10 protein-coding genes are annotated in these 11695 nt (G+C 65.6%); 6 read left to right on the top strand and 4 right to left on the bottom strand.

The window, feature by feature from the left end; all coding sequences use genetic code 11:
• Positions 1–182 precede the first annotated feature (182 nt).
• From SO180_RS40860 to SO180_RS40850, 3 genes are all read right to left on the bottom strand, one after another.
• A complete protein-coding gene (locus SO180_RS40860) occupies positions 183–1355 on the bottom strand; it encodes a TAXI family TRAP transporter solute-binding subunit (RefSeq protein ID WP_449384440.1) in 1173 nt (390 codons plus the stop codon).
• 38 nt (positions 1356–1393) lie between these two features.
• A complete protein-coding gene (locus SO180_RS40855; protein WP_449384439.1) occupies positions 1394–2281 on the bottom strand; it encodes an SEL1-like repeat protein in 888 nt (295 codons plus the stop codon).
• A gap of 446 nt (positions 2282–2727) precedes the next feature.
• Positions 2728–3702: an NADPH:quinone oxidoreductase family protein gene (locus SO180_RS40850; protein ID WP_449384438.1), complete on the bottom strand. Its 975-nt coding sequence runs from the start codon at positions 3700–3702 to the stop codon at positions 2728–2730.
• Positions 3703–3824: 122 nt separating this feature from the next.
• Between SO180_RS40850 and SO180_RS40845 the strand changes: the two genes are divergently transcribed.
• The 6 genes from SO180_RS40845 (at position 3825) to argG (ending at position 9702) form a co-directional block, all read left to right on the top strand.
• Positions 3825–4664, top strand: coding sequence for an SDR family oxidoreductase (locus SO180_RS40845; RefSeq protein WP_449384437.1), 840 nt, complete (start codon positions 3825–3827; stop codon positions 4662–4664).
• A 126-nt stretch (positions 4665–4790) separates the two neighbouring features.
• Complete coding sequence (locus tag SO180_RS40840) at positions 4791–5441, top strand: invasion associated locus B family protein (protein WP_449384436.1); 651 nt, start codon at positions 4791–4793, stop codon at positions 5439–5441.
• 202 nt (positions 5442–5643) lie between these two features.
• A complete protein-coding gene (rlmN, locus tag SO180_RS40835) occupies positions 5644–6855 on the top strand; it encodes a dual-specificity RNA methyltransferase RlmN (protein WP_449384435.1) in 1212 nt (403 codons plus the stop codon).
• Between the two features lie 100 nt (positions 6856–6955).
• On the top strand, positions 6956–7444 hold the full coding sequence (locus SO180_RS40830) for a hypothetical protein (RefSeq protein ID WP_449384434.1): 489 nt from the start codon (positions 6956–6958) through the stop codon (positions 7442–7444).
• A 48-nt stretch (positions 7445–7492) separates the two neighbouring features.
• The gene (locus SO180_RS40825) at positions 7493–8269 is read left to right on the top strand and encodes a phosphatase PAP2 family protein (protein ID WP_449384433.1); all 777 of its coding nucleotides are present in this window, start codon (positions 7493–7495) and stop codon (positions 8267–8269) included.
• Positions 8270–8364: 95 nt separating this feature from the next.
• The gene (gene argG, locus SO180_RS40820; protein WP_449384432.1) at positions 8365–9702 is read left to right on the top strand and encodes an argininosuccinate synthase; all 1338 of its coding nucleotides are present in this window, start codon (positions 8365–8367) and stop codon (positions 9700–9702) included.
• A 167-nt stretch (positions 9703–9869) separates the two neighbouring features.
• Here the strand turns inward: argG and SO180_RS40815 are convergent.
• Positions 9870–11695: OmpA family protein (locus SO180_RS40815; RefSeq protein WP_449384431.1), on the bottom strand; the 1826-nt coding region annotated here is incomplete at its 5' end.

Here is an 11695-nt window from a genome sequence, read left to right as displayed (position 1 = left end):
CACTCATCCTTGACCAAGCCCATACAAGTATTCCAGAGACAGTTCTGCCTGAATCGAGAGGCCGCGGCGTACTGGATCGCCCGCTTTCGCTTTCGCGGGCGACGACATCGAGAAATATGTTGCGCGCCGTCCCAACGTCGTCCTGGCGCAAACCAGGACGACCATCGGTGAGAGTCCCCGTTCTACTTCTTGTCCGACCTCGCCTGCGCCCGCGAGCCGTTGTTCTGCGCTTCCCAAGCCTGGAATTGCTTGAACAGCGCTTCCTTGTCGGTGTCGGACACCTTTGCCGCCGTCGGGTTCTGCTTCAGGAACGTCTCGAAGCGCTGGCGCGCGACCGGTTCGACGCCGTGGCTGTCGAGCCATTGCTGCGCCACCGGCAGCCTGTTCCAGCCCGACAACGGGGCCGCGAGCGAGACCTCCTTCCATTTGGGATGGAAGGGCGGGTTCTGCAGCGTCGGGAATTTCGTGAAGAACGCGTCCACGAACAGTGCGATCTTGCGGTAACGATCCGTCTTCGGCCCCCAATTATAGGCCGCAAGCACGGCCGGGACCGCGATCGTATCGACCGTCTCGCCATCCTTGATCAGGTTCGGATAGTCCTTTGCCGTCAGCGTTGCGGGCAGGTAGTCGCTCTGCAGCGGCTTGGCGTAGTCCACGCCCGCAAGATGGAAGCGGCCGTCATTGTTGAAGGTCGAGACCGATTTGTACGGCTTGCCGCCGACCACGATCACCGCGTCGATCTCGCCGGCCTTCAGCTTCTCCATTGCGATGCGCTGCTCGATATAGACGAAGTCCGCCTTGATCCCGAGCCGCTCGAACACCGTGAGCGCGGTGACGAAGGTGCCGCCGTTGGGCAAGTCGACGCTGACCTTCTTGCCCTCGAGATCCTTTAGCGTCGCAACCGACTTCGGCGCGATGACCTGCATTTCCTCGTTGTAGAGCTTGGTCACATAGGTGAACTGCTTCTTGATGTCGCTCGCAAACCCCTTGCGCTCGAGATAGTCGAGCGTGTCGGCGCGAACGATGCCGAGATCGACACCCTGGAGGAACAGGATGTCGGCGACGCTCTGCACCGAGCCGCGGCCGACGATCGGCAGCACGCGCAGCTTGTTGCCGTCATCGAGCACGGAGGCGAGGTCGGCGCCGAACTGCACATAGGTGCCGCCGATGGTGCCCGTGATCAGCGTGACCGTGTTGGCGTTCAACGCCTGCTTGGTCGAGACCGATCCGAACTGGAAGATCGCCTTCAGGCTGTCCGAGACCTTGCTGGGGTCGTATTCGGTCTGCTCGGCCCGTGCCGACAGGCCGCACATCGCAATTATGGCGGCAAGCGCCACTTTCAGAGCGTTACGCATGATGTTCCCTGCTGTCTTTAAGTCTTATTCTTGAAGTCTTATTCTTGAAGTTGCGTAAGGCGCGCCCGTGCTTCCGCGGATCCGAGAGCGGCGGCCTTCTGGTACCAGCTCCGTGCAGCGGCCGGATCCGCGGTGATGCTGCGCGTATCCTTGGTGCCGAGCACGGCTGGGTCAAAAGTCTGCGCCAGAACGAACGCCGCTGTCGGGTCCTGCGCATTCGCCGCGCGCTCGAGCAGCAGCCGGGCGGCGGCGATATCGCCGATCGCCATCAGGCTCTTGGCGCGCGTCATCAGCCCGGCCAGCGTATCGGCGTCGAGCGTTTTGACGGGCTGAGGTGGCGCCGGCGGTGCGGGCGGTGGCGCGACCGACGCGGCGGGTGCGGCGGCGGTCTGTGTCGGTGCCTGTGTCGGCGTCTGCGCTTGCAGCGCGTTCTGGTAGGCGGTCGCGATCGCCTCGCGGCTCGGCGTCGACGGCGCGATCGCCTCGCGGGTTTCTGCGCTCGCGAGTTGCATCGGGTTCGACACCCGGGCCGGGTCCTTTAGCGGAGCCTGGCGTGCGACCGGGACCGGAGGTGTGGTCGGCTGCTCCGCCGACACGCTCCCGATCCAGGCCGTGGCATAGACTGCATACAGGCGGCTGACGTCGGATTGAAACAGCACGACCAGCACGGCGATCGCGGATGCGGCCAGCACGCTGGCCACGATCTGCGTTGCGAGGCCAATGCGCCGCACCCGGCGGGGCGTAAACTCTCGTGGATCCGGCGTGCCCTGCGGATCGGACAGAAACAGCGGGATCGGATCGTGCGGCGAAAGCTCGGTCCGGTCAGCCTGTGCCAGATGATAGGGCATGGCGTTCGGATCGGTCGCCACTTGCTCGACGTCGAACGCTCGAGACGTGTTGGACAGACGGTAGGCCGTCGTCTCCATGGTGTAATGCTCCCCGAATACTGAACGCAACGCGCTGGGGGCATCCCGGGTATAGTCTTCTTATGGTTGTCCAGAAGCCCCCGCCACTGGAACCGGTAAATCGCCGTCCGATTCAGCCCAAAAGACGACCACCGTTTGTGCGAATCAGGAAAGATTTAGGTTTGATTGAGGCAACAGCGGGGAGCACACCGCAATTTTAATCGCAGTGGTTGAGGGAACCTTAACCTTAAATCCGGTGATTCGCTGTGTGAGAGTGGCACGTTGGCTTCGTCACGTTCTGCAGTGTCATTCACCGCGACCCGGCTTCGCCGGGGCGTGAGGTCTTGGCTCGCCGAAGCTTCGGCGTAGGCGACAAGCCGGGAATCCAGTGCGCCGCGGCTTCTCCGTATACGTCTAACGCCTCACGGCAGCCAGGCTCAGCAACGTTTGGCAACAGCCGCGCGACGTCAGGGATGCAGGATCACCTTGCCCATCGCCTGACGGCCGGCCAGCACTTTCAGCGCATCCGCGGTCTGCGCCAGGGGGAAGGTGCGGTCGACGTGGGACGAGATCTTGCCTTCCGCCGTCCACTTCACGAGCTTCTCCAGATTGGCACGGTTCTTCGCTGGATTGAGCCGCGTCCATGCGCCCCAGAACACGCCGCGGATATCGCAACCCTTCAGCAGCGCGAGATTGAGCGGCATCTTTGGAATGTCGCCGGCGGCAAAGCCGATCACCAGGAAGCGGCCTTCCCACGCGATCGCGCGCAGCGCGGCTTCCGCGTAAGCACCGCCCACGGGATCGAAGATGACGTCGACGCCCTTGCCGTCGGTGAGCTTGCGCAGTCCTTCCTTCAGATCTTCCTTGCCGTAATTGAGCGTCAGCTCCGCGCCGTGCGCTTTCGCAAAGGCGAGCTTCTCGTCCGACGAGGCGCAGGCGATCACCTTCAGCCCCATCAGCTTGCCGAGCTCGCAGGCCGCCAAGCCGGTGCCGCCGGCTGCGCCGAGCACCGCGAGCGTCTCGCCCGGCTTCGGGCTCGCGCGATCCTCAAGCGCATGCAGCGCGGTGCCGTAGATGATGATGATGCCGGCCGCGCGGTCATAATCGAGATTGTCCGGAATCTTCACGATCGAAGCGGCCGGCAGCGCGATCTTCTCGCGCGCGCCGTTATGGCCGCAGGAGGCCACCACGCGATCGCCCACTTTCAGATCGGTCACGCCGGAGCCGATGCTCTCGATCACGCCGGCGACCTCGGCGGCCGGCGAGAACGGGAACGGTGGCTTGATCTGGTACTTGCCCTGGATCATCAGGATGTCGAAGAAATTCAACGCCGCCGCCTTGATCGCGATCACGGCTTCGCCGGGCCCTGCCACCGGATCCGGCACATCGGCCAGGACGAGATCGTCGGGTTGGCAATATTGCGAGCAGAGGATGGCTTTCATGGCGACACCTTCTTGAGACACACGTTCGTAGACATGTTGGCGTTTCGAGATCGGAATTATTGTTGGGCTCGTTTTTGCCGGATTTGAAGCCGGGCCACAATACAGCGCGGAGGATTCAAACGATGTTTGAAACGGGCCTGCTCAGCGACAAGCGCATCCTGGTCACCGGCGGCGGCTCCGGACTCGGTGCTGCGATGGCGCGTCGCTTCCTCACGCTCGGCGCCGAGCTCGTGATCTGCGGCCGCAAGCTCGATCGCCTCGAGGCTGCGGCCAGCGAGATGCGAAACGAGATCGGCGGCAAGGTCACGACCATCGTCTGCGATATCCGCGACGGTGCCGCGGTCGATTGTCTGATGGATCAGACCTGGCGCGAGGCGCCGCTCGATATCCTCGTCAACAATGCGGCCGCGACCTTCATCGCGCAGAGCGAGCGTCTCTCGTTCCGTGCGGCGGACGCGATCCTGGCGCCGACGTTGCACGGCGCGATGTATTGCACGCTTGCGGCGGGCCGCCGCTGGATCGAAGGCGCACACAGGGGCGTGGTGCTCTCCATCCTCTCGACCTCGACCATCACCGGCCGCGCCTTCACCGTGCCTTCCGCGATGGCGAAGTCGGCTGTGCTTGCGATGACCAGGAGCCTCGCCGTGGAATGGGGCCCGAAGGGCATCCGCACCGTGGCGATTGCACCGGGACCGTTCCCGACAACCGGCGCCTCCGGCCAGCTGCGCCCGGCGGGCCGCGATGAGGGCTGGACGTCGCGCAATCCGCTGGGCCGCACCGGGGAGCATGCCGAGCTCGCCGATCTCGCCAGCTTTCTGGTGTCGGACCGCGCCGGCTACATCAATGGCGAAATGGTGGTGATCGACGGCGGCGCCCATCTGCGCAGTTCCGGCGCCGAGGACCTGCTCGGCTGGACCGAGGCGCAATGGGCCGCGCAGCACGCCGCAAGGTCCAAGAGTTAGACCATCGGCTAGGACTTTCTTCCCTGTAACCTCGTTCCGAATCAGGCGCTTACCGGTTATTTTGGCCGTGGGACAAAGTCCGACCGGGCCATCTTCCAGTCACAATATTGAGGGAACCACTCCAGAATGTGGCGGGTGCTCCTTTTATCCTTGATGACTGGCGTGGTGGCGTGCGGGACGGCCGATCTTGCGCGCGCGCAAACCGCGCAAACCGCGCAACCGGCGCAAGCGGCGCCCAAAACAGCGGCTAAGCCGGCCGCGGCTGCCAAGACGGCCGCAAAGCCCGAGAGCAAGCCGGTGACGCCGCCCCCGGCCATTGCAGGGGGCGCGGAACCGACCCTGATCGGCCAGTTCGGCACCTGGGGTGCCTATGCGGCGACGCCAAACGGCAAGAAAGTCTGTTTTGCGCTGGCAAAACCCTCGTCATCGAAGACCAATCCGCCGAACCGCCCGCGCGATCCGGCCTACGCCTTCGTCTCGACCCGGCCGTCGGAGAAGGTCAGCAACGAAGTCTCGGTCATGATCGGCTACGCGCTGAAGCCGGGCTCGGAATCGACGCTCGAGGTCGGGGGCGCGTCCTACGCGATGTATACGCAAGGCGACGGCCTCTGGATCAAGAACGCGGCAGAGGAGGAGCGGATGGTCGAGGCCATGCGCAAATCCGCCGATCTCGTGGTCAAGGGCGTCTCGGCCAAGGGGACCGAGACCTCCGACACCTTCTCGCTCAAGGGCCTCGCGCAGGCCCTTGATCGTATAGCGCAGGACTGCAAGCGGTAGCGCGGTTTCGAGCTATTTTGGCGTTGTTTGGGGACTTTCGAACGCCTATTTGAACACTGTTTCCCCTCACGGTGAGGAGGCGCACAAGCGCCGTCTCGAACCGCGGGGCCGAGGTGCTTGATCCGGGCCTTCATCCCTCGAGACGCGTGCAAGGCACGCTCCTCAGGAAGAGGGGGGCGAGTTTTCTCAAGCCAGAACCACGATGAGCGTTCAATTGACCAATACCGTTGCCGCAGCCGGGCTACCCTTGGAGAAGACTCCGCTCGAAACCTATGTGCCGCCGGCGAGGCCCTCGTTCATTGGCCTGTCGCGCAGCGAGCTGGCCGAACGCCTCGGCGAGATCGGTGTTGCGCCCGCGCAGCGCAAGATGCGCGTGCAGCAATTGTGGCACTGGATCTATTTCCGCGGCGCCAAGAGTTTCGACGAGATGACCTCGATCTCGAAGGACATCCGCGCCGAGCTCGCAAAGCACTTCACCGTCGATCGGCCCGAAGTCGTGGCCGAGCAGATCTCCAGCGACGGCACCCGCAAATGGCTGTTGCGCCTGCCGAGCGGCGACAATGTCGAGAGGGCGCACGAGGTCGAGTGCGTCTACATCCCCGAGACCGATCGCGGCACGCTGTGTGTCTCCTCGCAGGTCGGCTGCACCTTGAATTGCGCGTTCTGCCACACCGGCACGCAGCGGCTGGTGCGCAACCTCACCGCCGGCGAGATCGTCGGGCAGGTGATGGTGGCGCGCGATCGCCTGAATGATTGGGCCGATCGCGAGAACGGCACGCGCCTCGTCACCAACATCGTGATGATGGGCATGGGCGAGCCGCTCTACAATTTCGACGCGGTGCGCGATGCGCTGCTCATCGTCGGAGACAATGAGGGCATCGGCATCTCCCGCCGCCGCATCACGCTGTCGACCTCGGGCGTGGTGCCGAACATCGTGCGCGCCGGCGACGAGATCGGCGTCATGCTCGCGATCTCGCTGCATGCGGTGCGCGACGAACTCCGCAACGAGCTCGTACCGCTCAATCGCAAATATCCGATCGCGGAATTGTTGCAGGCCTGCCGCGATTATCCTGGCGCCTCGAATGCGCGCCGCATCACCTTCGAATATGTGATGCTCAAGGGCGTCAACGATTCCCTCGACGACGCCAGGCTCCTTGTGAAGCTGCTCAAGGGCATCCCGGCCAAGATCAACCTGATCCCGTTCAATCCCTGGCCCGGCACGGCCTATGAATGCTCGGACTGGGACCAGATCGAAAAATTCTCCGAATATATCTTCAACGCAGGCTATTCCTCGCCGGTGCGTACGCCGCGCGGCCGCGACATCCTCGCCGCCTGCGGCCAGCTCAAGTCGGAGACGGAAAAGCTCTCCGCCCGCGAGCGTCAGGCGCTGCGCGCGATGGCGATGACCGATTGACATGAAGCGGCCATCAACATCCGTCATGGCCACAGGCGGGGTTGGGCATGACGGCGGGGGATGTGGTGCTGTTCACGCTCAATGATGATGGATTCGACCGATGGCATTGATCGGACGCCTCGTCGTGATCTTCATCGGTTTTCTGGTCTCATGCCTGGTCGGCGGCATGATCGTCGTGGCTGCGCTGCTGTTTCCGGAATTCTCCGATCTCGGCGCAGGTCCCGTCGATGAGGGCACGATCGACATCCTGCTCGGCTTTGGCTTCATCTTCGTCTCCGGCTTTGCGCTGTTGCCGGCGATGGTCATTGTCGCGATCACCGAGGCCTTCTATATCCGCAGCGCGCTCGCCTACGCGGTCGGCGGCGGGCTCGTCGGGCTTGCCTGCTATCTCGGCCTCATTCCCTTTCATCCCGAGACGCTGCAATTCGAGGGCATCGTTCGCCGCCACCTGGAAATCATGACTGGAGCTGGCATCGTTGCCGGCGTCGTCTACTGGATGATCGCCGGTCGCAACGCCGGTGCCTGGCGCCATCCGCCGGCCCCGCGCAAGCCGCCCCCGCCGCTGCCCGCCGCCTCGCGGCCGGAATGAGCTGCGGCGGGGTTTTCATCCACTCTCCGCTCGGCTAAACCGCGCGCCATGAACCGGACCGGACTCTTCATCGCGCTGGCGCTGTGGCTCGTGATCGGCGTCGTCTTCGGCGTCTTTCCCGAGCTCGATCTCAAGCTCGCCGCGCTGTTCTTCGATCCCGAGACGAAGACGTTTCCGCTCAAGCTGAATGGCTGGGCGAGCTTCGCGCGCGATGCCGCGATGTGGATCGCCTGGGCGTTCGCAGCTCCCTCGATCGTGGCGCTGGTGGTCAAGCTGATCAGGCCCGACCGGCCGCTGATGGTCTCGGGACGAACGGTCGTCTTCCTTCTGGTGACGCTGACGCTGTCGGCCGGCATCCTCACCAATCTCGCCTTCAAGTCCTATTGGGGACGGCCGCGCCCGGTGGTCGTGACCGAGTTCGCCGGCGATCTGCCATTCGTGCCGTGGTGGGATCCGCGCGGCGGCTGCGGACGCAACTGCTCGTTCTTCTCCGGCGAGGGCGCGACCGCGTTCTGGACGCTGGCGCCGGCGGCGTTGGCGCCGCCGCCCTGGCGGCCGCTCGCTTATGCCGCGGCCGTCGTGTTCGGTACCGTCACCAGCGGCCTGCGCATGGCATTCGGCGGGCACTTCTTCACCGACGTCTCGATCGCGGGCCTGGTCACCTTCGTCGTGATCTGGCTCGCCTACGCCCTGATCTACCGCTGGCCGCGGACACGGTTTTCCGACGAGGCGGTCGATGCCGCCCTGACCCGCTTGGCCTGGCCGGCCTATCGGCTCCGGTTGCGCCTGTTCGGCCGCAAAACCGGCCCGGCGGCGTCGATGTGAGCCATTAAAGGCGTGCCCATGCGCGCGAAATTTGATAATCGCGCAAGTCCAAACCGAAGACGACATCAGCCCCTTAAGATCCGATTGGAAGCGCCATGACTACGATTCTGAAGAGCCTGCCCAAGGGGGAAAAAGTCGGCATCGCTTTCTCCGGCGGTCTCGACACCAGCGCAGCGCTGCTGTGGATGAAGCAGAAGGGCGCGCGCTGCTACGCCTATACCGCCAATCTCGGCCAGCCGGACGAGGCCGACTACAACGAGATCCCGCGCAAGGCGATGGAGTTCGGCGCGGAGAAGGCGCGGCTGGTCGATTGCCGCACGCAGCTCGTCCACGAAGGCATCGCCGCGATCCAGTCTGGCGCCTTCCACATCTCGACCGGCGGCATCACCTATTTCAACACCACGCCGCTCGGGCGCGCCGTGACCGGCACGATGCTGGTTGCTGCAATGAAGGAAGATGGCGTCAACATCTGGGGCGACGGCTCGACCTTCAAGGGCAACGACATCGAGCGCTTCTATCGCTACGGCCTTTTGACCAATCCGAGCCTGCGCATCTACAAGCCCTGGCTCGACCAGCAGTTCATCGACGAGCTTGGTGGCCGCGCCGAAATGTCGGCGTTCATGACCGCCCAGGGTTTTGCGTACAAGATGAGCGCGGAGAAGGCGTACTCGACCGACAGCAATCTGCTCGGCGCCACACACGAGGCGAAGGATCTCGAAAGCCTCGACAGCGGCATCAAGATCGTCAATCCCATCATGGGCGTGCCGTTCTGGCGCGACGATTGCGCCGTCAAGGCCGAGAAGGTCGTCGTGCGTTTCGAGGAGGGCCAGCCCACGGCGCTCAACGGCCAGACCTTCGCCGATCCCGTCGCGCTGTTCCTCGAAGCCAATGCGATCGGCGGCCGCCATGGCCTCGGCATGAGCGATCAGATCGAGAACCGCATCATCGAGGCCAAGAGCCGCGGCGTCTATGAGGCGCCGGGCATGGCGCTCTTGCACATTGCCTATGAGCGCCTCGTCACCGGCATCCATAACGAGGACACCATCGAGCAATACCGCGTCAGCGGCCTGCGCCTCGGCCGTCTGCTCTATCAGGGCCGCTGGTTCGATTCGCAGGCGCTGATGCTGCGCGAGACCGCGCAGCGCTGGGTCGCGCGCGCCGTCACCGGCGAGGTGACGCTGGAGCTGCGTCGTGGCAACGACTATTCAATCCTCAACACCGAGAGCCCCAACCTGACCTATGCGCCGGAGCGGCTGAGCATGGAGAAGGTCGAGGACGCCGCGTTCACGCCGGCCGACCGCATCGGCCAGCTTACCATGCGCAACCTCGACATCGCCGACACCCGCACCAAGCTCAAGCTCTACACCGAGAACGGCTTGCTGTCGGGCGGCGAAGGCTCGCAGATCTTCAGGCTCGAGAGCGACAAGGGGTGATGCTCCCGTAGGGTGGGCAAAGCGAAGCGTGCCCACCATCTTGCCCCGATTGTAAACAGAAGTGGGGGGCACGGCACGCGAAGAGCGCGCCTCTGCCCACCCTACGCGAGAGCAAACAAAAATGGCCGGGATCGCTCCCGGCCATTTCGCCATTTGTACGCTTCGCCTCACCGCGGCGGCGCGGTGCCGGGCGGCGGCGGTGGCAGCGAGGCCTGACCGCCATTGAGCAGCGGGGTGATGCGACGGATGGTGACACGCCGGTTGATCCGGCTCGGTCCGTCCGTCTGCTCCTTCAGATACTGCTCGCCGTAGCCCTGCGACGTCAGGTTCTCCGCCGGCACACCGAACTGCTGCGTCAGCAATTCGGCCGCGGCCTGCGCACGGCGGTCCGACAATGACAGATTGTCGACGTCGTTGCCGACCGCGTCGGTGTGTCCCTCGATCAGGAACACCTCGCGCGGGTTGCGCTGGATCGCCCGGTTGAGGCCGTCGGCGATCACTTGCAGCCTTGCAGCCTGGTCCGGCGGGATGGTCCACGATCCCGTTTCGAAGTTGATCGTGTTGACGTCGATGCTCGGCATCTGCATGCGAACATTCGGGCTGTAACGGATCTCGTCGAGCGAGTAGCGCCGATCGATCCGCTGCACCGGCGGTGCCTCCATGGTCTCGTAGATCACGTCCGGCGACGCCTCCTGGGCGTCGACGATGTAGCGATCGTAGGGAATGTTGACCACCGGCGGCGGCACGTCGACATAGAAGCCGCCGACCGACCGCGGATCGCGGTAGCTGTTGTCGATGATGACGATCTCGCGCCCGCCGGGGTCCCTGCGGATTCGCCGCAGCAACTGGCCGTCCGGACCGACCACGGTGATGACCTCGCTGCCGTCGGGACGGATCACGACGGTGCGGGTCTCGCCGCCGATCGTCTCGCTGCGGATGTCGCGGGCGCCATAGCGGAAGCGATAGAGATCGTTGCCGCGGACGTAGGCCTGCCCGCCTGGATCGCGGATGATGATGCGGTCCGGCTCGGTGTAGACGGTGCGACCGCCTTCGACGATCTCCTGCCGCTGGTTGCGGTAGTCGGCGATGGTCGCGCCGATCACGGCACCGGCCACCACGCCTGCGCCGATCGCGAGCGGCGTCAGGTCACGCTGTGGGGGGCGCGGCGGTGGCGGCAGCGGTGCTGCGACCGTAGGCGCGGCCCGGAAGGCCGGCGCAACCGTCGGCGGAGCGTATTGCGCCCTGTTGGGCGGCGGCGTTGCGGCTGCCGTGCCAGGGACGACAGTCGGCGCCGCGGCGCCGGCGGGAGGCGTGGGCCGGGCCGGGGCGCCCGCCTGCGGCGCAGGCGGTGTGCCGGCTGGCGGTGTTGCGCCCTGGCGGCCGGTTGGCGGCGTGGCTCCGCCGGGAGCGGGTGTTGCGGTCGGTGCTGGCGCGACACCCGGTGCAGGCGTCGGTGCCGGGCCCGGACGCCCGGATGGTGGCGGGGTCGGCGTACCACCCGGCGCTGGCGTCGCAGTCGGCGCAGGCGTTGGCGTGGCACGAGTCGTTGGTGCCGCCGGTGCAGCAGGTGCGGGCGTCGCAGTTGGTGCAGGTGTCGGCGTGGCGCGAGTCGTTGGCGCTGCCGGTGCTGGCGTCGGAGCAGGTGCTGGCGTCGGAGCGACGCGGGCTGGAGGCGCAACCGCTGGCGGCGGAGGCGTCGGTGTCGGGGCAACGCGCGAGGGCGCGGCCGAAGGCGGCGGTGTTGGCGTCGGCGCCACGCGCGAGGGCGCCGTGGCCGGAGGCGGCGGTGTCGGCGCATGCTGCTGCGGGGCCGCCGCCGGAGGCGGTGACGGCTGCTTCGGAGCCGCAGCCGGTGGCGGTGGTGGTGGAGGCGTCGGCCGGGCCGGCGCGGGAGGCGGCGGTGTCGGAGACGGTGCGTGCGGCGGAGCTGCGGTCGGCGGCGGCGCAGTGGGACGCGCAGGGGCTGCCGGCGGAGGCGGCGGGGCCGGTGTGG

Source organism: Bradyrhizobium sp. UFLA05-112, assembly GCF_053572325.1.
The sequence above is the reverse complement of the archived record's forward strand: the minus strand, read 5'-3'. Positions and strand labels throughout refer to the sequence as shown.

Bases quoted from the DNA above. Each gene is read 5' to 3' on its own strand.
- SO180_RS40840 (WP_449384436.1), top strand. From the start codon at position 4,791: ATGTGGCGGGTGCTCCTTTTATCCTTGATGACTGGCGTGGTGGCGTGC.
- SO180_RS40845 (WP_449384437.1), top strand. From the start codon at position 3,825: ATGTTTGAAACGGGCCTGCTCAGCGACAAGCGCATCCTGGTCACCGGC.
- argG (WP_449384432.1), top strand. From the start codon at position 8,365: ATGACTACGATTCTGAAGAGCCTGCCCAAGGGGGAAAAAGTCGGCATC.
- SO180_RS40855 (WP_449384439.1), bottom strand. From the start codon at position 2,281: ATGGAGACGACGGCCTACCGTCTGTCCAACACGTCTCGAGCGTTCGAC.
- SO180_RS40850 (WP_449384438.1), bottom strand. From the start codon at position 3,702: ATGAAAGCCATCCTCTGCTCGCAATATTGCCAACCCGACGATCTCGTC.
- rlmN (WP_449384435.1), top strand. From the start codon at position 5,644: ATGAGCGTTCAATTGACCAATACCGTTGCCGCAGCCGGGCTACCCTTG.
- SO180_RS40830 (WP_449384434.1), top strand. From the start codon at position 6,956: ATGGCATTGATCGGACGCCTCGTCGTGATCTTCATCGGTTTTCTGGTC.
- SO180_RS40825 (WP_449384433.1), top strand. From the start codon at position 7,493: ATGAACCGGACCGGACTCTTCATCGCGCTGGCGCTGTGGCTCGTGATC.
- SO180_RS40860 (WP_449384440.1), bottom strand. From the start codon at position 1,355: ATGCGTAACGCTCTGAAAGTGGCGCTTGCCGCCATAATTGCGATGTGC.